General features: G+C 62.9%; 19 protein-coding genes. 10 read left to right on the top strand and 9 right to left on the bottom strand.

Annotated elements, in window-relative coordinates:
- Positions 1-21: 21 nt before the first annotated feature.
- From ispC to rpsB, 7 genes are all read right to left on the bottom strand, one after another.
- Positions 22-1,212, bottom strand: a complete 1,191-nt coding sequence (gene ispC / locus HU720_RS01605) for a 1-deoxy-D-xylulose-5-phosphate reductoisomerase (RefSeq protein ID WP_186516749.1) — start codon at positions 1,210-1,212, stop codon at positions 22-24.
- Positions 1,209-2,024, bottom strand: coding sequence for a phosphatidate cytidylyltransferase (locus tag HU720_RS01600; protein ID WP_186516746.1), 816 nt, complete (start codon positions 2,022-2,024; stop codon positions 1,209-1,211). The genes ispC and HU720_RS01600 overlap by 4 nt, the downstream gene beginning before the upstream one ends.
- The gene (gene uppS, locus HU720_RS01595) at positions 2,024-2,779 is read right to left on the bottom strand and encodes a polyprenyl diphosphate synthase (RefSeq protein ID WP_186516744.1); all 756 of its coding nucleotides are present in this window, start codon (positions 2,777-2,779) and stop codon (positions 2,024-2,026) included. The genes HU720_RS01600 and uppS overlap by 1 nt, the downstream gene beginning before the upstream one ends.
- Positions 2,780-2,794: 15 nt before the next feature.
- Positions 2,795-3,352, bottom strand: a complete 558-nt coding sequence (gene frr, locus HU720_RS01590) for a ribosome recycling factor (RefSeq protein ID WP_186516742.1) — start codon at positions 3,350-3,352, stop codon at positions 2,795-2,797.
- Complete coding sequence (gene pyrH, locus HU720_RS01585) at positions 3,349-4,092, bottom strand: UMP kinase (protein ID WP_056796398.1); 744 nt, start codon at positions 4,090-4,092, stop codon at positions 3,349-3,351. Before pyrH ends, frr begins: the two co-directional genes overlap by 4 nt.
- 179 nt (positions 4,093-4,271) lie before the next feature.
- Positions 4,272-5,135 (bottom strand): translation elongation factor Ts, encoded by an 864-nt coding sequence (gene tsf, locus HU720_RS01580; RefSeq protein WP_186516740.1) that lies wholly within the window; start codon positions 5,133-5,135, stop codon positions 4,272-4,274.
- A 187-nt stretch (positions 5,136-5,322) separates the two neighbouring features.
- The gene (rpsB, locus tag HU720_RS01575; protein WP_186516738.1) at positions 5,323-6,060 is read right to left on the bottom strand and encodes a 30S ribosomal protein S2; all 738 of its coding nucleotides are present in this window, start codon (positions 6,058-6,060) and stop codon (positions 5,323-5,325) included.
- Positions 6,061-6,382: 322 nt separating this feature from the next.
- On the opposite strand from rpsB, the gene map reads away from it, so the two are divergent.
- The 5 genes from map (at position 6,383) to HU720_RS01550 (ending at position 13,126) form a co-directional block, all read left to right on the top strand.
- Positions 6,383-7,165, top strand: a complete 783-nt coding sequence (map, locus tag HU720_RS01570) for a type I methionyl aminopeptidase (protein WP_186516736.1) — start codon at positions 6,383-6,385, stop codon at positions 7,163-7,165.
- A gap of 26 nt (positions 7,166-7,191) precedes the next feature.
- Positions 7,192-9,894, top strand: a complete 2,703-nt coding sequence (locus HU720_RS01565) for a [protein-PII] uridylyltransferase (RefSeq protein ID WP_186516734.1) — start codon at positions 7,192-7,194, stop codon at positions 9,892-9,894.
- Positions 9,895-9,915: 21 nt separating this feature from the next.
- Positions 9,916-11,112 (top strand): succinyldiaminopimelate transaminase, encoded by a 1,197-nt coding sequence (dapC, locus tag HU720_RS01560; protein ID WP_186516732.1) that lies wholly within the window; start codon positions 9,916-9,918, stop codon positions 11,110-11,112.
- A gap of 152 nt (positions 11,113-11,264) precedes the next feature.
- Positions 11,265-11,996: a M12 family metallopeptidase gene (locus HU720_RS01555; RefSeq protein ID WP_186516731.1), complete on the top strand. Its 732-nt coding sequence runs from the start codon at positions 11,265-11,267 to the stop codon at positions 11,994-11,996.
- A 173-nt stretch (positions 11,997-12,169) separates the two neighbouring features.
- Positions 12,170-13,126 carry a hypothetical protein gene (locus tag HU720_RS01550; protein WP_186516730.1) on the top strand — a complete coding sequence of 319 codons (957 nt, stop codon included), beginning with the start codon at positions 12,170-12,172 and terminating at the stop codon, positions 13,124-13,126.
- Positions 13,127-13,269: 143 nt separating this feature from the next.
- Here HU720_RS01550 and HU720_RS01545 read toward each other — a convergent pair whose 3' ends face one another.
- Positions 13,270-14,916, bottom strand: coding sequence for a Na+/H+ antiporter (locus HU720_RS01545; RefSeq protein ID WP_186516729.1), 1,647 nt, complete (start codon positions 14,914-14,916; stop codon positions 13,270-13,272).
- Between the two features lie 292 nt (positions 14,917-15,208).
- Between HU720_RS01545 and HU720_RS01540 the strand changes: the two genes are divergently transcribed.
- The 4 genes from HU720_RS01540 to HU720_RS01525 all read left to right on the top strand — a co-directional run bounded on the left by HU720_RS01540 (position 15,209) and on the right by HU720_RS01525 (position 18,315).
- Positions 15,209-15,556 (top strand): ArsC family reductase, encoded by a 348-nt coding sequence (locus HU720_RS01540; protein WP_186516728.1) that lies wholly within the window; start codon positions 15,209-15,211, stop codon positions 15,554-15,556.
- A 31-nt stretch (positions 15,557-15,587) separates the two neighbouring features.
- The gene (dapD, locus tag HU720_RS01535; RefSeq protein WP_186516727.1) at positions 15,588-16,622 is read left to right on the top strand and encodes a 2,3,4,5-tetrahydropyridine-2,6-dicarboxylate N-succinyltransferase; all 1,035 of its coding nucleotides are present in this window, start codon (positions 15,588-15,590) and stop codon (positions 16,620-16,622) included.
- 77 nt (positions 16,623-16,699) lie between these two features.
- Positions 16,700-17,905, top strand: a complete 1,206-nt coding sequence (locus HU720_RS01530; protein ID WP_186516725.1) for a cysteine desulfurase — start codon at positions 16,700-16,702, stop codon at positions 17,903-17,905.
- Entirely contained in the window at positions 17,902-18,315 is a 414-nt protein-coding gene (locus HU720_RS01525; RefSeq protein ID WP_186516724.1) for a SufE family protein, read from the top strand. The genes HU720_RS01530 and HU720_RS01525 overlap by 4 nt, the downstream gene beginning before the upstream one ends.
- A gap of 1 nt (position 18,316) precedes the next feature.
- Here the strand turns inward: HU720_RS01525 and tcdA are convergent, their stop codons facing one another.
- On the bottom strand, positions 18,317-19,126 hold the full coding sequence (tcdA, locus tag HU720_RS01520) for a tRNA cyclic N6-threonylcarbamoyladenosine(37) synthase TcdA (protein WP_186516723.1): 810 nt from the start codon (positions 19,124-19,126) through the stop codon (positions 18,317-18,319).
- A 242-nt stretch (positions 19,127-19,368) separates the two neighbouring features.
- Between tcdA and HU720_RS01515 the strand changes: the two genes are divergently transcribed.
- Entirely contained in the window at positions 19,369-21,960 is a 2,592-nt protein-coding gene (locus tag HU720_RS01515) for a glycosyltransferase (protein WP_186516722.1), read from the top strand.
- Positions 21,961-22,154 lie beyond the last annotated feature (194 nt).

Raw genomic sequence — 22,154 nt, 5'->3', positions numbered from 1 at the left:
TCTCCGGTGGCGTGCTGGCGGTCAGCGGCCGTGGCGCCGCAGCCACTCGCGGGAAAGCTCCCGGGCACGTTGGTCGGCAGCGAATACGGCATCGAGCGTGGCAACAGGCAGCACAGGCTCTTGCTCCAGTACCTGCTCGATCATACTCGCGATCTCGGGGAAGCGAATGCGCCGCTGCAAGAAGGCGTCGACCGCCACTTCATTGGCGGCATTGAGCACCGCTGGTGCACTGTTGCCGGCCTCGGCAGCCTGACGCGCCAGGCGCAGGCAAGGGAAGCGCTGTTCGTCGGGGGCCTGGAAATCCAGACGGGCGATGCTGAACAGGTCCAGCGGGGCAACGCCCGAGTCAATGCGCTCAGGCCAGGCCAAGGCATTGGCAATGGGGGTGCGCATGTCCGGGTTACCCAACTGAGCGAGCACCGAACCGTCGATGTAATCGACCAGCGAGTGGATCACGCTCTGCGGGTGCACCACCACTTCTACCTGGCTCGGCGCTGCATCGAACAGCCAGCAGGCCTCGATCAACTCAAGGCCCTTGTTCATCATGCTCGCCGAATCGACGGAAATCTTGCGCCCCATCGACCAATTGGGGTGGGCGCAGGCCTGCTCGGGGGTAACATCCTGCAGCGCAGCAGCCGGCGTTTCACGGAACGGGCCGCCTGAGGCCGTCAGCAGGATGCGCCGCACCCCGACCGCACTCAAGCCACGGGCGTAGTCGCCGGGCATGCACTGGAAAATCGCGTTGTGCTCGCTGTCGATGGGCAGCAGTACCGCGCCACTGCGGCGCACCGCGTCCATGAACAGCGCCCCGGACATTACCAGGGCCTCTTTGTTGGCCAGCAGCACCTTCTTGCCGGCTTCTACCGCCGCCAGCGTCGGGCGCAAACCCGCTGCGCCGACAATGGCCGCCATCACCGCATCCACTTCCGGGGCCGCCGCCACCTGGCACAAGCCACCCTCGCCTTCCAGCACTTCGGTGTCACAGCCCGCAGCCCGCAGCCCTTCACGCAGCCGCGCAGCAGCCTCGCTGCTGGGCAGCACGGCAAACGCCGGGCGATGGCGCAGGCACAGGGCCAGCAACTCATCGACGCGCGAATAGCCGCTCAGCGCGAATACCTGGTAGCGGTCCGGGTGACGGGCGATGACATCCAAGGTGCTCAAACCGATGGAGCCGGTGGCCCCCAGCACGGTAATGCGCTGCGGATGACTCACATCACACCCCATTCAGCAGCCCACAGCAGCACGGCGAACATCGGGATGGCGGCGGTCAGGCTGTCGATGCGATCAAGCACGCCGCCATGGCCCGGCAACAGGTTGCTGCTGTCCTTGATGCCCTCGCGGCGCTTGAACATGCTTTCGGTCAGGTCACCGACCACCGACGACATCACCACCACTACCGCGCCCAACAGGCCCAGCAGCAGTTGGCCAATGCTCCAGTCGCGGCTCAGGCCAACGCCCAGGGTAATCAGCAGGCTGACCACCATGCCGCCATAGACACCTTCCCAGCTCTTGCCGGGGCTGACCTGCGGTGCCAGCTTGCGCTTGCCGAAGGCACGCCCGGAGAAATACGCGCCGATATCGGCAGCCCACACCAGCACCATGACGGCGAGGATCAGCCAGTTGCCCAGCGGCCAGTGCTTGAGCAGCACCAACCCTTGCCAGGCCGGCAACAGCACCAGCAGGCCGATCAGCAGACGACAGGCGGCGCTGGCCCACATTTCGTTGCTGCGTGGATAGGTCAGCACCAGCCAGGTCGCCAGCGCCCACCAGATCACCGAGGCGCCCAGCACCCACGGTGCAAGCTCCGGCAAGATGTACAGCAGCATCAGGCCACCGGCGACGACAGCGGCGTAGGCAATGCGCAGCGGCTGGGCTGCAAGCCCGGCCAGACGCGCCCATTCCCAGGCACCCAGCGTCACCACCAGGCCGATGAACAGTGCGAAGTCCCCGCCGTTGAGCAGGAAGAAGCCGCACAGGGCGACCGGCAGCAGGATCAGCGCGGTAATGATGCGTTGTTTAAGCATTAAGCACGGGCTCCAGCCTCGACCTGCTCGCTGGTCTTACCGAAGCGGCGCTGGCGCGAAGCGAAATCGGCCAGCGCGGTGCGCATGGCCTCGTGTTTGAAGTCCGGCCAGAAAAGGTCGGAGAAGTACAGCTCGGCATAGGCCAGCTGCCACAGCAGGAAATTGCTGATACGCCGCTCACCACCGGTACGGATGCACAGGTCCGGCAGCGGCAGGTCGCCGGTTGCCAGGCAAGTTTGCAGCAGCTCGGGGGTGATGTCCTCAGGGCGCAGATGCCCAGCCTGGACCTCGCGCGCCAGCCGCTGTGCAGCCTGGGCGATATCCCATTGGCCGCCATAATTGGCCGCGATCTGCAGAATGAAACGGTTGCTGCCAACAGTGGCCGCCTCGGCTTCGCGCATTGCCGCCTGCAATTCAGGGTGAAAGCGCGAGCGGTCGCCAATGATACGCAGCGAAATGTTGTTGTCGTTCAAGCGCCGCGCCTCACGGCGCAAAGCGGTGAAGAACAGCTCCATCAACGCCCCGACCTCTTCGGCGGGGCGCTGCCAGTTCTCGCTGGAGAAGGCGAACAGGGTGAGCACTTCGACCTTCGCCTCGGCGCACACCTCGATCACCGCACGGACGGCATCCACGCCAGCCTTGTGCCCGGCAACGCCGGGCAGCAGACGCTTCTTCGCCCAGCGGTTGTTGCCATCCATGATGATAGCGACGTGACGCGGCACCGAACCCGGTGCCGCCAGCTTGGTCTTTTCCATTAAGAAACCTCGACCTTAGACGGCCAACAGGTCCTTTTCCTTGGCTTTGAACGCAGCGTCGACATCGGCGACGAACTTGTCGGTCAGCTTCTGGATCTCGTCAGCAGCGCGACGTTCTTCGTCTTCGCTGATGGCCTTGTCCTTGGTCAGCTTCTTGAGGTCGGCCAGGGCGTCACGGCGCACGTTGCGCACGGCGACCTTGGCGTCTTCGGCGACAGCGCTGGCCTGCTTGGTGTAGCCCTTGCGGGTTTCCTCGGTCAGGGCAGGCATCGGCACACGGATGGTGGTGCCGGCGCTGGACGGGTTCAGGCCCAGGTCCGAGGTCAGGATGGCCTTCTCGATGGCGGCGCTGAGGTTCTTGTCGTGGGCGACGATCTTCAGGGTGCGCGCGTCTTCGACGCTGATCGCAGCCACCTGGTTGAGCGGCATTTCGCTGCCCCAGGCCGTGACCTTGACGCTGTCCAGGATGCTTGGGTGGGCACGGCCGGTGCGGATGGAAGCCAGGTGGCGACCCAGCGCCTCGATGGACTTGCCCATGCGCTCCTGCGCGTCTTTCTTGATGTCGTTGATCATGCTTGGCCTTCCTCGATCAGAGTACCTTCAGCGCCACCCACCACGATGTTCAGCAGGGCGCCAGGCTTGTTCATGTTGAATACCCGCAATGGCATCTTGTGGTCGCGGCACAGGCAGATTGCGGTCAGGTCCATGACGCCGAGCTTGCGGTCGAGCACCTCGTCGTAGGTGAGGTGATCGAATTTCTCGGCATGCGGGTCCTTGAATGGATCGGCAGTGTACACGCCATCGACCTTGGTCGCCTTCAGCACCACGTCAGCATCGATTTCGATGGCGCGCAGGCAGGCTGCGGAGTCGGTGGTGAAGAACGGGTTGCCGGTACCGGCGGAGAAAATTACCACATCACCGGAGTTGAGGTGACGAATAGCTTTGCGGCGATCGTAATGATCGGTGACACCGACCATGGAAATGGCCGACATGACCAGCGCCGGGATGTTCGAGCGCTCCAGGGCGTCGCGCATGGCCAGGGCGTTCATCACCGTGGCCAGCATGCCCATGTGGTCACCGGTAACACGGTCCATGCCGGCTGCGCTGAGCGCTGCACCGCGGAACAGGTTGCCACCACCGATCACCAGGCCAACCTGGACACCGATACCAACCAACTGGCCGACTTCCAGGGCCATGCGATCGAGCACCTTCGGGTCGATCCCGAAGTCTTCCGAGCCCATCAGGGCCTCGCCGCTAAGTTTGAGCAAAATGCGTTTATAGCGAGGTTGGCGACCACTCACCTGCTGAGCCATTGCGAGTCTCTCCTGCGGCGTACTGTAGAAAATTCGTGCGGGCTGTTTGCAGCCTGCTAACTGTAGCGTGGCACTGCTTCAGTGCCAGCGAGCAACGGGCTTATAAACCGTTGCTCGTTTTGACAAAGAGGCTGCGCGCGTGAGCGGGCAGCCTCTTTGGGGCGACAGACGGGGCTGTCTTACTGCTTGGCAGCAGCCAGCTGGGCAGCAACTTCTTCAGCGAAGTTGTCGACCGGCTTCTCGATGCCTTCGCCTACTTTGAAGTAGGTGAAGGAAACGATTTCGGCACCGGCTTTCTTGGCCAGTTCGCCGACTTTGATCTCCGGGTTCATGACGAAGGCTTGCTCTTTGAGCGACGCTTCGGCTTTGAACTTGGTGATACGGCCGTTGATCATGTTCTCAACGATGTTTTCTGGCTTGCCAGCGATCTTGTCAGCGTTCAGCTGCAGGAAGACGGCTTTCTCGCGCTCGATGGCTTCGGCGGAGATTTCCGATGCATCCAGGAATTCCGGGTTCGAAGCTGCAACGTGCATGGCGATTTCTTTGGCCAGCTGAACATCACCGCCTTTCAGAACGACAGCAACGCCGATCTTGTTGCCGTGCAGGTAGGTGCCGACAACGTCACCTTCAACGCGCACCAGGCGGCGAATGTTGACGTTTTCGCCAACCTTGGCAACCAGGGCTTCGCGAGCAGCTTCACGGGAAGCGATCAGCGGAGCGGCATCGGTCAGCTTATCGGCGAAGGCTTGCTCGACGCTTTCAGCGACGAAGGTCTTGAAGTCGTCTTGCAGGGCCAGGAAGTCGGTCTGCGAGTTGACTTCGACCAGCACGGCAGACTTGTCGTCGGCCTTGATGGCGATAGCGCCTTCGGCAGCGACGTTGCCAGCCTTTTTGGCGGCCTTGATGGCGCCCGAGGCGCGCATGTCGTCAATGGCTTTTTCGATGTCGCCGTCGGCCTTTTCCAGGGCCTTTTTGCAATCCATCATGCCTTCGCCAGTACGCTCGCGCAGTTCTTTGACCAGCGCTGCAGTAATTGCTGCCATTTCAAAATCCTCTTGGAAAGTTTTTCAACCATTCCACCCGCTTGTGACGGGCGTTAAAATTCTGCGAATCCGCTGCCTTGTGCATCTGCGCACCCATGATGCGGGGCGGTTGCTGCAGCAGGATTTCAAGGTGGCAAAAAGGGGGCCAAGCCCCCTTTTTGCGTGCCAAGTCAGACGCTAGCGCCTATTACTCAGCAGCAGGTGCAGCCGCTTCTTCAGCGTAGACTTCGGTGCCGCCAGCAACGTGGTTGCGGCCGCGGATGACAGCGTCAGCCATCGAAGTCATGTACAGCTCGATGGCGCGAATGGCGTCGTCGTTGCCTGGAATGACGTAGTCAACGCCTTCTGGGCTGCTGTTGGTATCGACAACACCAATAACCGGGATACCCAGCTTGTTGGCTTCGGTGATCGCGATGCGCTCGTGATCAACGTCGATGACGAACAGAGCGTCTGGCAGACCGCCCATGTCCTTGATGCCGCCCAGGCTGCGATCCAGTTTTTCCAGATCGCGCGAACGCATCAGGGCTTCTTTCTTGGTCAGCTTGGTGAAAGTGCCATCTTCAGCCTGGACTTCCAGATCACGCAGACGCTTGATCGATGCACGGATGGTTTTGTAGTTGGTCAGCATGCCGCCCAACCAGCGGTGATCAACGTATGGCGAACCGCAACGAGCAGCTTGCTCGGCGACGATCTTGCCGGCGGAACGCTTGGTGCCGACGAACATGATCTTGTTCTTGCCCTGAGCCAGACGCTCTACGAACGCCAGGGCGTCGTTGAACATAGGCAGGGTTTTTTCCAGGTTGATGATGTGAATCTTGTTGCGCGCACCGAAGATGAACTTGTTCATTTTCGGGTTCCAGTAACGGGTCTGGTGACCGAAGTGCACACCGGCCTTCAGCATATCGCGCATGTTGACTTGGGACATGATAGTTCCTTGATAAGTCGGGTTGGGCCTCCACGCATCCCAATGACCAACCCGCGCGTCCGTAGGAAGCGGGGCACCCAGGCCATCGTGTCGACACGTGTGTGGGTTTAAGCTCACAGGGGTCGTCCCCTGAAAGCGGCGCACTTTATACCACAGACCGCGCCCGGACGGAACTGACTTTAAGCAGCTTGCCGTTCAAGGCGACTGCAACCTGCAAAAGCGCCCTGCGCCGGGCCGTGCTGCCTGTTTGCGGCCACCCTCTGTTAGAATGAGGCCTTTCCGTATCGTTCGCGCCGTACGCGGCGCCGCTAGAGAGCCTGTAATGACCGTCACCATCAAGACCGCAGAAGACATCGAACAGATGCGCATCGCCGGCCGCCTGGCCGCCGAAGTGCTGGAAATGATCGAAGAGCACGTCAAGCCCGGTGTCACCACCGAAGAGCTCGACCGCATCTGCCACGACTACATCGTCAACGTCCAGCAGGCGATCCCGGCACCGCTCAACTACAAGGGCTACCCGAAGTCGATCTGCACCTCGATCAACCACGTGGTCTGTCACGGCATCCCCAACGACAAGCCGCTCAAGGATGGCGACACGCTCAACATCGACGTGACCGTGATCAAGAACGGCTACCACGGCGATACCAGCCGCATGTTCCACGTCGGCACCGTTGCGCCATGGGCCGAGCGCCTGTCCAAGGTCACCCAGGAATGCCTCTACAAGGCCATCGAGCTGGTCAAGCCTGGCTGCCGCCTGGGCGACATCGGTGAAGTGATCCAGAAGCATGCCGAAAAAAATGGTTTTTCGGTGGTGCGCGAGTTCTGTGGCCACGGCATCGGCAAGGTGTTCCATGAAGAGCCGCAAATCCTGCACTACGGCCGCGCCGGCACCGGCATGGAGCTCAAGGAAGGCATGACCTTCACCATCGAGCCGATGATCAACCAGGGCAAGGCCGACACCAAGGTGCTGGGCGATGGCTGGACCGCCATCACCAAGGACCGCAAGCTCTCGGCGCAGTGGGAGCACACCCTCGTGGTGACCGCGACCGGCTACGAGATCTTTACCCTGCGCAAGGATGACACCCTGCCGCGCATTTCGGCCTGACGCCCAGCCAACAGGAACGCGACTCGATGCCCCAGGTGGATTCCGAGCTGTTCGACCGCGGCCAGTTCCAGGCGGAACTGGCCCTCAAGTCCAGCCCCATTGCAGCCTTCAAGAAAGCCCTGCGCATGGCGGGCGAAGTGCTCGACCGGCGCTTTCGCGAAGGTGGCGAGATTCGCCGGCTGATCGAGGATCGCGCCTGGTTCGTCGATAACATCCTGCAGCAGGCCTGGCAGCAATTCGACTGGGGCAACCCGGACGGCATCGCCCTGGTGGCGGTGGGCGGCTACGGCCGTGGCGAGCTGCACCCCTGGTCGGACATCGACCTGCTGATCCTGCTGAGCGACGCCGACCACGAGCAGTACCGCGACGCCATCGAGCGCTTCCTGACCCTGTTGTGGGACATCGGCCTTGAAGTCGGCCAGAGCGTTCGCAGCGTTGCCGAATGCGCCGAGCAAGCCCGGGCCGACCTGACCATCATCACCAACCTGATGGAAAGCCGCACCATCGCCGGCCCCGAGCCACTGCGCCTGCGCATGCTCGAGGTGACCAGCACCGCGCACATGTGGCCAAGCCGGGAGTTCTTCCTGGCCAAGCGCGCCGAACTCAAGGCCCGCCACCACAAGTACAACGACACCGAGTACAACCTGGAGCCCAACGTCAAAGGCTCGCCGGGCGGGTTGCGCGACATCCAGACAGTGCTGTGGGTAGCCCGTCGCCAGTACGGCACGCTCAACTTGCATGCCCTGGCCGGCGAAGGCTTTTTGCTTGAGAGCGAAAACGAGCTGCTGGCGTCATCCCAGGCGTTTCTGTGGCGGGTGCGCTATGCCCTGCACATGCTTGCCGGGCGCGCCGAAGACCGCCTGCTGTTCGACCACCAGCGCAGCATTGCCGGGCTGCTGGGGTACGGCGACGAAAACCCCAAGCGCGCCATCGAGCAGTTCATGCAGCAGTACTACCGGGTGGTGATGAGCATCAGCCAGCTGTGCGACCTGATCATCCAGCATTTCGAAGAAGTCATTCTGGCCGATGACGACAGCGGCACCACGCAGCCGCTGAACGCGCGGTTCCGCCTGCATGACGGTTATATAGAAGCGGCCAACCCGAAGGTGTTCCAGCGCACCCCGTTCGCCATGCTCGAAATCTTCGTGCTGATGGCCCAGCACCCCGAGATCAAAGGCGTACGCGCCGACACGGTGCGCCTGCTGCGTGAACACCGGCACCTGATCGACGACAAGTTCCGCAGCGATATCCGTAACACCAGCCTGTTCATCGAGCTGTTCAAGTGTGAAATCGGCATTCACCGCAACCTGCGGCGGATGAACCGCTATGGCATCCTGGGCCGCTACCTGCCGGAGTTCGGCCTGATCGTCGGGCAGATGCAACATGACTTGTTCCACATCTATACGGTCGATGCGCACACCCTCAACCTCATCAAGCACCTGCGCAAGCTGCAGTACACGCCGGTTTCGGAGAAATTCCCGCTGGCCAGCAAGCTCATGGGGCACCTGCCCAAGCCTGAGCTGATCTACCTGGCCGGGCTGTACCACGACATCGGCAAGGGCCGCCAAGGCGACCACTCCGAACTCGGTGCGGTGGACGCCAAGGTGTTCTGCGAGCGCCATCAACTCCCCGCCTGGGACAGCCGGCTGATCGTCTGGCTGGTGCAGAACCACCTGGTGATGTCGACCACCGCCCAGCGCAAGGACCTCTCCGACCCGCAGGTGATCAACGACTTTGCCCTGCATGTCGGCGACGAAACCCGTCTGGACTACCTCTACGTGCTGACCGTGGCCGACATCAACGCCACCAACCCCAGCCTTTGGAACTCGTGGCGTGCCAGCCTGTTGCGCCAGCTTTATACCGAGACCAAGCGCGCGCTGCGCCGCGGCCTTGAAAACCCGCTGGACCGCGAAGAACAGATCCGCCAGACGCAAAGCTCAGCGTTGGACATTCTGGTACGCGAAGGCACCGACCCGGACGACGTCGAGCAACTGTGGTCGCAATTGGGCGACGACTACTTCCTCAAGCACAATGCCGCCGATGTGGCCTGGCACACCGACGCCATCCTGCAGCAGCCGGCAGATGGCGGCCCGCTGGTGCTGATCAAGGAAACCACCCGGCGCGAGTTCGAGGGCGGCACGCAGATCTTCATCTATGCCCCCGACCAGCATGACTTCTTCGCCGTGACCGTGGCCGCGATGTCCCAGCTCAACCTGAACATCCATGACGCCCGCATCATTACCTCGAGCAGCCAGTTCACCCTCGACACTTATATAGTGCTCGACAACGACGGTGGCTCGATTGGCGACAACCCGCAGCGGGTCAAACAGATCCGCGATGGCCTGACCGAAGCGCTGCGCAACCCCGAGGACTACCCGACCATCATTCAGCGCCGGGTGCCGCGCCAGCTCAAGCACTTCAATTTTGCCCCGCAGGTGACGATTCTCAACGACGCCCAACGCGCGGTGACCATCCTCGAGATCACCGCCCCTGACCGCCCAGGCCTGCTGGCGCGTCTGGGGCGCATCTTCCTGGAGTTCGATCTGTCACTGCAGAACGCCAAGATCGCCACCCTGGGCGAACGGGTAGAAGACGTGTTCTTCATCACCGATGCCGACAACCAGCCGCTGTCCGACCCGCAACTGTGCAGCCGCCTGCAGGAAGCCATCGTCCAGCAGCTACAAGCCGCACCGGCTAGCGAAGCCAGCCCGAACCGCATCACCTTTTGACGATTACGAGACCGTGCGCCGATGAACCACGCCCTGACCCAGCTTCAGCCCTACCCATTCGAGAAACTGCGTGCCCTGCTCGCCAGCGTCACCCCGGCAGCGGGCAAACGCGCCATCGCCCTGTCGATCGGTGAGCCGAAGCATGCCTCGCCGGCGTTCGTCGCCCAGGCCATGGTCGACAACCTCGACAAGCTGGCGGTGTACCCAAGCACACTGGGCCTGCCGGGCCTGCGCCAGGCCATTGGCCAGTGGTGCGAGCGGCGCTTCAACGTGCCAGCCGGGTGGCTCGACGCCGAGCGCCACATCCTGCCGGTCAACGGCACCCGCGAAGCGCTGTTCGCCTTTACCCAGGCCGTGGTCAACCGCAGCGACGACGCGCTGGTGGTCAGCCCCAACCCGTTCTATCAGATCTACGAAGGCGCAGCGCTGCTGGCCGGTGCTACCCCGCACTACCTGCCGTGCCTTGAAGACAACGGCTTCAACCCGGACTTCGACGCAGTGCCTGCCGAGGTCTGGCAGCGCTGCCAGATTCTGTTCCTGTGCTCGCCAGGCAACCCCACCGGCGCCTTGGTGCCGATGCAAACCCTGAAAAAGCTGATTGCCCTGGCCGATGAGCACGACTTCGTGATCGCCGCTGACGAATGCTACAGCGAGCTGTACTTTGACGAGGCCACCCCGCCTCCCGGCCTGCTCAGTGCCTGCGCCGAGCTTGGCCGCAGCGATTTCGCCCGCTGCGTGGTGTTCCACAGCCTGTCCAAGCGCTCCAACCTGCCGGGCCTGCGCTCGGGCTTCGTGGCGGGCGACGCCAGCATCATCAAGCCGTTCCTGCTGTACCGCACCTATCACGGCTGCGCCATGCCGGTACAAACGCAACTGGCCAGCATCGCGGCCTGGAACGACGAAGCCCATGTGCGTGAAAACCGCGACCAGTACCGCGCCAAGTACGATGCCGTGCTCGACATCCTGCAGCCGGTGATGGACGTACAGCGCCCGGATGGCAGCTTCTACCTGTGGGCCAAGGTAAATGCCTGCGACGCCGAGTTCACCCGCGACCTGTTCGCCGCCGAGCACGTGACCGTGGTGCCAGGCTCGTACCTGTCCCGTGAGGTCGATGGCGTCAACCCGGGTGCCGGGCGTGTGCGCATGGCGCTGGTTGCCCCCCTGGCCGAATGCATCGAGGCTGCCGAGCGGATTCGCGCGTTCCTGCAAGCACGTTGATCCACTGGGTGGGGGCGGCCTGCACCACAGCCAGGCACGCCCCTGGGCCTAACACACAACGTGACGTCATCTGCCGACGCACTACATAAATAACGCCCGCCCGCCCCGCCCTGCGCTGATCCTGTCACCCTCATTCAACGAGGACGCATGACATGAGCGACGCCCTGATTAACAATGTTGTACATTCCATCCGCAAGAAATTGTCTGCACCTGCCGCGGCATCGCGCTCGCGACGCAAGCGCTCGATAAGCGAGCCATCCCGTCTTTGGACCCCAGGCCAGACCCTGCGACTATCCTTCGTGGACCCAACAGAAGACGACGTCAAAAAGGCAATATTCGCGGCTGCCAGCGAATGGCTGGAGTACGCCAACCTTCAGTTCGAACAGGTCGACGATGAGGACGCCACCGCCGAAATCCGGATCAGTACCAACGGCCCCGAGGACGCCAGTTTCAGCTTGCTGGGTAACCAGTCGATGCACCAGGAAGGCGCCAGCATGCTGATTGGCTGCCCACCGGGCCACGACCTGTTCGAACACACGGTTCTTCACGAATTCGGCCACGCGCTCGGCCTGCATCACGAGCATCAACACCCAGAAGCCGACATCCCCTGGGATCTAGAAGCGCTGCGTAGCCTGATCCGGGGCATTCTTGCCGATGAAGGCGTTCCTGATGAGGAAATCGAAGACAAGATGGAGGCGGAGCTGGCGGATAATTTTCTGCCGATGCCGCAGGAGAATCTTAACGTGTTGCCTTATGACCCGGAATCGATCATGCATTACGCGGTCCTGCAGACGCACACCCTGGGCGACTATGAAACAGGCCTGAACCTGCGGCTGAGCGAGAAGGACAAGCAGGCCGCCCGCACCCTGTACCCAGGTAGATAATCAGCTGGCAGGCCTCTGCCGAGCAGCAGAGCCACCTGCGCGCGCCGCTTGAGAGCAGCGCCGATCACCGGCAGCCTTGCCCCTGAGCAAGGCTGCCGGAATAGCAATAGCTACCGCCCTGCCCCTGCGCAGCCCCTGCATATTGCTTCTCCGTCAATCTGGAGAGCACCGCAATGACCAACACGCTGAATGCCAAAGCTGCCCATACCCTGCAGCAGCTGCTAGAACCCACCAAACCCACCCAGGCAGCGCCACGTAAAAAACGCTCGCTCATCGTGCGTTCGGTACTGTGGACACCTGGCCAAACGCTGGGCATCTCGTTTCTGGATGACCCCGACCCTGACTTCAAGCAGCACGTGTATGAGACTGCCCGTCAATGGCTGGACTATGCCAATCTGCAATTCGAGCTGCGTGAAGACGACGATTTCAGTGCGCAGATTCGTATCAGCAGCGACGGGCCGCCATTGCTCAACCACAGTATTGTTGGCAACAGCGAGGGTGAGTACGACTACGAAACCATGACCCTCGATCCGAGCCCTTACTACGATTGGGTCATTGACGAATACCCCGAAGACCCAGAAGACCCCGAGGACCCACTCCTGCCCCTCGACGCGCAATCTCGTGAAGTCGCGAGGAACCTGATCAACCGCTCCGTACTGCACGAGTTCGGCCATGCCTTGGGCCTGCATCACGAGCACCTGCACCCGGATGCCAATATTCCGTGGAACGTGGATGCACTGCGCGACAAGCTGATTGAGCAGAGACCCCAGGGCAACATGGACGCCGCGCTATACGCAAACAGCATCGAAGAGGCCCTGCAAGCAAACTATTTCCGTGCGCCAGACGCCGACGACCGCATCGTCCTGCGCTACGACAAGAAGTCGATCATGCATTACGCAATCGACAAGGCCGACACGCTGGACGGTTATGAAATTGCGGCCAGCTACGTGCTCAGCCAAAAAGACAAACAGGCCATCGCCATGGCCTACCCTGGCCGAGTAGACCCTGCCACTCTGCAACCTCTCGTTAACGACCTTGTAGCAGAGTGCAACGCCGACAGCTGTGACGCAGCGCGGCAAACGCTACTGGAGCCGGACCACCACGGGGACGGCAAAGTATCTGTGGAGTAGCTGCGCCTGGCCGGGAGCGACACCTATAGCGAGGCGGCTTTCGATGAGATCATCAAGCAGGTCGACATCGACAGCGACGGGTTCATAAGCGTGGATGAGTTCTTCGTCCGCCTCGACCGCTCGACGCTCTGCAACCAAGCCCGCTACTTGATATGCCCCAGGTTGGCCTCGCTCATGTCCAACTCGCCCAGCACCTGGCGCACCACCTCATCACCCACCAGGTGCTGGCGATGCAGGTTGTACAGTTCCAGGCGCTGGGCGCGCAGGGCACGCACCCGTAATCTGCGTTCGAGCAGGTCCATCTGTTCGGCCAGGGCGCGGGCCTCGGCGGTGTCGTTGTAGCTGTCCAGCTCATCGCGGTACTCGGCCATCAAGCGCGCCTTAAGCTCCGTGGCAAGGGTTGCCTGGGCGGCATCCTGGGGCGCGCTGGCGTCTATCACTTCTTCAGCCTCCAAGGCATGGATAGCGGCCTCTGCCGTGCGCCGCCAGGCGTCCTGAACCTCCTGCTGCAAGCGCTCATCCGGGCTTTTGGTGATGCCGCGCAGCAGCAACGGCAAAGCGATGCAGGCGCTGATCAGCGACAGCAGAATCACCCCGGCGGCAATGAAAATCAGCAGGTCGCGCTCGGGGAAGGCCTGGCCTGCGCCAATCAGCAAGGGCACCGACATCACACCGGCCAAGGTTACCGCCCCGCGCACCCCGCCCAGGGTCAGCAGCCAGCAGGAGCGCGCCGTGGGCATCAGCACCAGCGCCGGCTTGCCGCGCCAGCGTCGCAGCGCGCCAATCGAGCGCCAGATGCTCTGCACCCAGATGAACCGCAGCACGATCAGGGCGGCGAAGATCGCCAGTACATCCAGGCAGCGCCAGGCAAGCGTCGGCCAGACCGTGGCTTCATGGCTGACCACCGCCTTGATGATGTCAGGCAACTGCAGCCCCAACAGCAGAAAGATCAGCCCGTTGAAGGCAAATTCGAGCAACGACCAGACACTGCGGTTGAGCAGGCGCGTGCTGGTCTGGCGGGGCAGCAGGTCGAGCCAGCTCTGCATCATGCCGGCCGCCACCGCCGAGAGAATACCCGAAACGCCCAGGCGTTCGGCCAGCACATAGGCCGCGAACGGCAGCAGCAGCATGAACACGACGTGGGTGGCCGGGTCATCCCAGCCGCGGGCGATCATCCAGGCGCGCAGGCGGCCGATCAGCCAGCTCAGGGCGACGCCCACCGCCAGCCCACCCAAGGCCACCAGCACGAAGCTGAAACTGGCATCGGCCAGCGAGAACACGCCGGTAATGGCGGCAGCCAGGGCGAACTTGAAAGTCACCAGGCCCGAAGCGTCATTCATCAGCGCCTCGCCCTGGAGCATATGCATCAGCGGCGTGGGCAGCCGGTCCTGGGCAATGGCCGAGACCGCCACGGCGTCAGTTGGCGACAGCACCGCTGCCAAAGCAAAGGCCACTGGCAACGGAATGCTCGGCAGCAGCCAGTGGATGAAGTAGCCGGCGCCCACCACGGTGAACAACACCAACCCCACCGCCAGCGCCACCACCGGGCCGCGGATGCGCCACAGCTCGCGCTTTGGAATGCGCCAGCCATCGGCGAACAACAGCGGCGGCAGGAACAGAAACAGGAACAGCTCAGGGTCCAGGGCCACATGCAGGCCCAGCGTCGGCCAGGCGAGCAAGGCACCGGCGGCGATCTGCACCAGCGGGAGCGGCAGCGGAATCATCCGCCCGACCAGTTTCGACAGGCTTACCAGCGTCAGCAGGATGAGGACGGTGTAGGCGGACTGCATCGGCTAATCACTTCCTTTATCAACGGGTGTGCTACTTCAGGGTGAAACACGGCCATGGGCTAATGCCAACCGCTTTGCCCCGCGATGGTAACGGCCAGCGCCCGCTGGGGCCGCTGCACCATGGTCGCAGCCGGCCGGCCAATATGTAACATAATGATGCCCAAACACCTTGCAAAACTGCCCAAGCGCCGCCGGGCGTGGCGCAGTACGAACCGATGTCGCATAATCGCGCGACTCATTTTCGGGAGAAACCGGGGAGGCCTTGGGGAAACCAGCCTGACCCTTTGATTACATGACTTACATTCTTTACGGCATCAAAGCCTGCGACACCATGAAAAAGGCGCGAACGTGGCTCGAAGAACAGTCCATCGCCTACGATTTCCACGACTACAAGGCTCAAGGCATCGACCGTGACAGCCTGAACCGCTGGTGCAGCGAACACGGCTGGGAAGTCATCCTCAACCGTGCCGGCACCACCTTCCGCAAACTCGACGACGCCAGCAAAGCCGACCTCGACCAGGCCAAGGCCGTCGAACTGATGCTGGCCCAACCGTCGATGATCAAGCGCCCGGTGCTCGACCTTGGCGAGCGCACCTTGGTGGGCTTCAAGCCCGACCTGTACGCCGCCGCCCTGGCCTGAGCCCCTATTCTATTTAGTACGAGGTAATCCCATGTCCAATACTGCATTCAGCCTGGCCTTCGGCGTCGGCACCCAAAACCGCCAGGGCGCCTGGCTGGAAGTCTTCTACGCACAGCCCCTGCTCAACCCAAGCGCCGAGCTGATCGCCGCCATTGCCCCGGTCATCGGTTACCAGGGTGGCAACCAGGCCATCGCCTTCAGCAACGCCCAGGCCGCGCAACTGGCCGATGCCGTCAAAGCTGTCGATGCCGCCCAGGGCGCGCTGCTGACCCGCCTGGCCGAAAGCCACAAGCCGCTGGTGGCTACCGTACTGGCCGAAGACGCTGCACTGACCTCCACCCCAGAGGCCTACCTCAAGCTGCACCTGCTGTCGCACCGCCTGGTCAAGCCACATGCCGTATCGCTGGCCGGCATCTTCCCGCTGCTGCCGAACGTCGCCTGGACCAACGAGGGCGCCGTCGACCTCAGCGAGCTGGCCGAGCGCCAGCTGGAAGCGCGCCTGAAGGGCGAGCTGCTGGAAGTGTTCTCGGTGGACAAGTTCCCGAAGATGACCGACTACGTGGTCCCGGCCGGCGTGCGTATCGCCGACACCGCCCGTGTGCGCCTGGGCGCCTACATCGGCGAAGGCACCACCATCATGCACGAAGGCTTCGTCAACTTTAACGCCGGCACAGAAGGCCCAGGCATGATCGAAGGCCGGGTTTCCGCTGGCGTGTTCGTCGGCAAAGGCTCGGACCTTGGCGGCGGCTGCTCGACCATGGGCACGCTTTCGGGCGGCGGCAACATTGTCATCAAGGTCGGCGAAGGTTGCCTGATCGGCGCCAACGCCGGTATCGGCATCCCGCTGGGCGACCGCAACACCGTCGAGGCCGGCCTGTATATCACCGCCGGTACCAAGGTGAACCTGCTCGACGAACACAACGAGCTGGTCAAAGTGGTCAAGGCCCGTGACCTGGCCGGCCAGACCGACCTGCTGTTCCGTCGCAACTCGCTCAACGGCGCTGTGGAGTGCAAGACCCACAAGTCGGCCATCGAGCTGAACGAGGCGCTGCACGCCCACAACTGAGAACCGTCAGGTGTGAAGTGATAAGATCGGGTCTGGCCCAACGCCAGACCCGATTTTTCATTCCAGGCCCCGCAAACATGTTCCAGCCCTCCCCCTGGCGTGCCGATTTTCCCGCCATCAGCGCCTTGCAACGGCAGCACCAGACCTACCTGGACAGCGCCGCCACCACGCAGAAGCCCCAAGCCCTGCTCGACGCCCTGAACCATTACTACAGCCATGGCGCTGCCAATGTGCACCGTGCCCAGCATTTGCCTGGCGCACTGGCGACCCAGGCGTTCGAAGGTAGCCGCGACAAAGTGGCCGCCTGGATCAATGCCGCGCAAGCCCGGCAGATCGTCTTCACCCACGGCGCAACCTCGGCGCTGAACCTGCTGGCCTACGGCCTTGAGTGGCGTTTCGAGGCCGGTGATGAAATCGCCGTCAGCGCCCTGGAGCACCACGCCAACCTGCTGCCCTGGCAACAACTGGCGCAGCGACGCAACCTCAAGCTGGTGGTCCTGCCGGTCAACCAGCTGGGCCGCATCGACCTCGACCAGGCCTTGCAACTGATCGGCCCGCGCACACGGTTGCTGGCAGTCAGCCAACTGTCCAATGTGCTCGGCACCTGGCAACCGCTTGAGCCGCTGCTCAGCCACGCCCGCGCCCAAGGCGCACTGACAGTGGTAGACGGCGCACAAGGTGTGGTGCATGGCCGCCACGATGTGCAGCAGTTGGGCTGCGACTTTTATGTATTTTCCGGCCACAAACTGTATGGCCCGGAGGGTGTCGGGGTGCTGTACGGCCGGGAGTCGGCCCTGGCACTGCTACGCCACTGGCAGTTTGGCGGCGAGATGGTGCAACAGGCGGATTACCAAAGCGCCAGTTTTCGCCCGGCGCCTCTGGGTTTCGAGGCCGGCACGCCGCCGATTGGCGCGGTGATTGGCTTGGGCGCGGCGCTGGATTACCTGGCGAGCCTCGACGCCGATGCCATTGGCCGCCACGAAGCCGCCCTGCACCAGTCGCTGCTGCGCGGGCTGGCCGAGCGCGAGGGTATTCGCGTGCTTGGCGCGCCACAGGCGGCGCTGGCCAGTTTCGTCATCGAAGGCGTGCACAACGCCGATATCGCCCACCTGCTCACCGAGCAGGGCGTTGCCGTGCGGGCCGGGCATCATTGCGCCATGCCGCTGCTCAAGGGCTTGGGGCTGGAGGGGGCAATCCGCGTGTCGCTTGGGTTGTACAGCGATGGTGACGATGTGCAGCGCTTCTTCGAGGCGCTCGACCAAGGCCTGGAGCTGTTGCGATGAGCCTGCCAAACCAAGCCAGCCAGGCGCTGGAGAGCTTCACTCAAGCCCGCGGCTGGGAGCAGCGGGCACGCCTGTTGATGCAGTGGGGCGAGCGCCTCGAACCGTTGGCGGACAGCGAAAAGACCGAGGCAAACCGGGTACACGGCTGCGAAAGCCTGGTGTGGCTGGTCGCCCGCCAGCAGGACGGCGGCTGGCAGTTCAAGGCCAGCAGCGACGCGCGGCTGTTGCGCGGGCTGCTGGCAATGCTGCTGGTGCGCGTGCAGGGCCTTGCCAGTGATGAGCTGGCGGCACTGGACTTGCGCGAGTGGTTCACCCAGCTTGGGCTGGAGCGCCAGCTTTCGCCCTCGCGCAGCAATGGGCTGCACGCGGTGCTGCAGCGCATGGCCGAGCTACAGCGTCAGGCGCAGTAACTCACTCAGCCTTGGCCCGCTCTGCCGGGCGCCGCGCACCGGCCACCAGTTTTTCGATGGCCTTGCTCGCGGCCACCATGCCAAAGGTCGCGGTCACCATCATCACCGCACCAAAACCGCCCGAGCAGTCCAGGCGCACGCCTTCGCCGACAAAGCTCTTCTGCAGGCACACACTGCCATCACCCTTGGGGTAGCGCAGTTGCTCGCTGGAGAACACGCACGGCACGCCATAGTTACGGCTGGTATTGCGCGAGAAATTGTAGTCGCGGCGCAACGTGGAGCGTACCCGCGAGGCCAGCGGGTCGTTGAACGTCTTGTTGAGGTCACCGACCTGGATCTGGGTCGGGTCGATCTGGCCACCCGCCCCACCGGTGGTCACCACGGCGATCTTGCGCCGGCGACACCAGGCAATCAGCGCAGCCTTGGCCATCACGCTGTCGATGCAGTCCACCACGCAGTCCATCTGCTCGGTGATGTACTCGGCCATGGTTTCGCGGGTGACGAAATCAGCCACCGCATGTACCACACAGGCCGGGTTGATGGCCCGCAGGCGCTCGGCCATCACTTCGACCTTGGCCCGCCCGACCTGGCCGTCCAGGGCATGGGCCTGGCGGTTGGTATTGCTGACGCAGACATCGTCGAGGTCAAACAGGCTGATTTCACCGACGCCACTGCGCGCCAGGGCCTCGGCCACCCACGAGCCAACGCCGCCGATACCGACCACACCGACGTGGGCGCGGCCCAGGCGTTGCAGCCCCTCATCGCCGTACAGCCGGGCGACGCCGGCAAAGCGTGGATCTTCTGTGCTCATGGTTCGCCCCTGAAAAAACCGGCGCGCATTATAGGCCAAGCAGCCCGTTAGGGGGCTATCGTTAGCATCTGTCCCACCAAGCCTGCTTTAATGTCCTACAAATTAAAAAGATCTGGACGACAACCGAGCGGGCTCAGAACCTTATGCGAAAACGAAAATCCAACACTGCACCTTCCTAAGGCAGTGTAGGACTTACACCCCGAAGGCCCCGCCCGCTCCCCTCTTCGGAACCTCGTACACCTATGTCTTCACGCAAATTCGGCCTCAATCTGGTGGTGGTTCTTGCCATCGCCGCGCTGTTTACCGGGTTCTGGGCGCTGATCAACCGCCCGGTGACCGCCCCTGCCTGGCCTGAGCAGATTTCCGGCTTTTCGTACTCGCCATTTCGCCTGGGTGAAAGCCCGCAAAAGGGCCAGTACCCCACCGAAGACGAAATGCGCCAGGACCTGGAGCAGCTCAACAAGCTGACCGACAACATCCGCATCTATACCGTCGAAGGCACCCAGGCCGAGGTACCCCGCCTGGCAGAAGAGCTGGGCATGCGTGTCACCCTGGGCATCTGGATCAGCCCGGACCTTGAGCGCAACGAGCGCGAGATCGAAAAGGCCATTGGCCTGGCCAACACCTCGCGCAGCGTGGTGCGCGTGGTGGTGGGCAACGAGGCGTTGTTCCGTGAAGAAGTTACCCCCGAACAACTGATCGGCTACCTCGACCGGGTCCGTGCGGCCGTCAAGGTGCCGGTGACTACCAGCGAGCAGTGGCACATCTGGAAGGACCACCCGGAGCTGGCCAAGCACGTCGACCTGATCGCCGCGCACATCCTGCCCTACTGGGAATTCGTGCCGATGAAGGATTCGGTGCAGTTCGTGCTGGACCGCGCCCGCGACCTGCGCAAACAGTTCCCGCGCAAGCAACTGCTGCTCTCGGAAGTGGGCTGGCCGAGCAATGGCCGCATGCGCGGCGGTGCCGACGCCACCCAGGCCGACCAGGCCATCTACCTGCGCACCCTGGTCAATACCCTCAACCGGCGCGGCTACAACTACTTCGTGATCGAAGCCTACGACCAACCGTGGAAGGCCAGTGACGAAGGTTCGGTGGGCGCCTACTGGGGCGTGTACAACGCCGAGCGCCAGCAGAAATTCAATTTCGAAGGGCCGATCGTGGCCATCCCGCAGTGGCGCGCCCTGGCCGTGGCCTCGGTCGTGCTGGCGATGATTGCCCTGACGGTGCTGTTGATCGACGGCTCGGCGCTGCGCCAGCGCGGGCGAACGTTCCTGACCTTCATCACCTTCCTGTGCGGGTCGGTGCTGGTGTGGATCGCCTACGACTACAGCCAGCAGTACAGCACCTGGTTCAGCCTGACGGTGGGCGTGTTGCTGGCCCTGGGGGCGCTGGGCGTGTTCATCGTGCTGCTGACCGAGGCCCATGAGCTTGCGGAGGCGGTATGGATACACAAGCGCCGGCGCGAGTTCCTGCCGGTGCAGGGTGACAGCGCCTACCGGCCGAAGGTGTCGGTGCATGTGCCGTGTTACAACGAGCCGCCCGAGATGGTCAAACAGACCCTCGATGCCCTGGCCGCACTGGACTACCCCGACTATGAAGTGCTGGTGATCGACAACAACACCAAGGACCCGGCGGTCTGGGAGCCGCTCAAAGCCCATTGTGAAAAGCTCGGCGAACGCTTCAAGTTCTTCCACGTCGCGCCCCTGGCCGGTTTCAAGGGCGGCGCGCTGAACTACCTGCTGCCGCACACCGCCAAGGATGCCGAGGTGATTGCGGTGATCGACTCGGACTACTGCGTCGACCGCAACTGGCTCAAGCATATGGTGCCGCACTTCGCCGACCCGAAAATCGCCGTGGTGCAATCGCCGCAGGATTACCGCGACCAGCACGAAAGCGCCTTCAAGAAGCTGTGCTACAGCGAGTACAAGGGCTTCTTCCACATCGGCATGGTCACCCGCAACGACCGTGACGCGATCATCCAGCATGGCACCATGACCATGACCCGGCGCAGTGTGCTCGAAGAGCTGGGTTGGGCCGACTGGTGCATTTGCGAAGACGCAGAGCTGGGCCTGCGGGTGTTCGAAAAAGGCCTCTCGGCTGCCTATGCCCATAACAGCTACGGCAAGGGGCTGATGCCCGACACCTTCATCGACTTCAAGAAACAGCGCTTCCGCTGGGCCTACGGGGCCATCCAGATCATCAAGCACCATGCCGGCGCACTGCTGCGCGGCAAGGGCAGCGAGCTGACCCGCGGCCAGCGTTATCACTTCCTGGCCGGCTGGCTGCCGTGGATTGCCGATGGCATGAACATCTTCTTCACGGTCGGCGCGCTGTTGTGGTCGGCGGCGATGATCATCGTGCCGCACCGGGTGGACCCGCCGCTGATGATGTTTGCCATCCCGCCGCTGGCGCTGTTCTTCTTCAAAGTGGGCAAGATCGTGTTCCTGTACCGCCGCGCGGTGGGGGTCAACCTCAAGGACGCCTTTGCCGCCGCGTTGGCCGGGCTTGCGCTGTCGCACACCATTGCCAAGGCGGTGCTGTACGGGTTCTTCACCAGCAGCATGCCGTTCTTCCGCACGCCGAAGAATGCCGACAGCCACGGGCTGCTGGTGGCGATTTCCGAAGCGCGCGAGGAGCTGTTCATCATGCTCATGCTGTGGGGCGCTGCTGCCGGCATTTGCCTGGTGCAGGGGCTGCCGAGCTCGGACATGCGCTTCTGGGTAGCGATGTTGCTGGTGCAGTCGTTGCCGTATCTGGCGGCGCTGGTGATGGCGTTCCTGTCGTCGCTACCCAAGCCGGTGCAGGAGGCTGCCCAAGCGCCAGCAGTGTGATGCTGCTCGGGCCCGGCCTGTGGATATTTCATGGTTGTGTGCAAGCCTGTTCTGGCCTCATCGCAGGCCCTGCAAAACCGCACATTGCTGGTTGGGCCCAATCCTGTGGGAAATGACAGAGAGTTGTGGCGAGCGGGCTTGTCCCGCGTTGGGCTGCGCAGCAGCCCTGAAAACCCAAGGGGCTGCTGCGCAGC

The sequence above is a fragment of the Pseudomonas sp. SWRI51 genome (assembly GCF_014268825.1).
GTDB lineage: Bacteria > Pseudomonadota > Gammaproteobacteria > Pseudomonadales > Pseudomonadaceae > Aquipseudomonas > Aquipseudomonas farsensis.
This window is presented reverse-complemented; position numbering and strand designations above follow the sequence as displayed.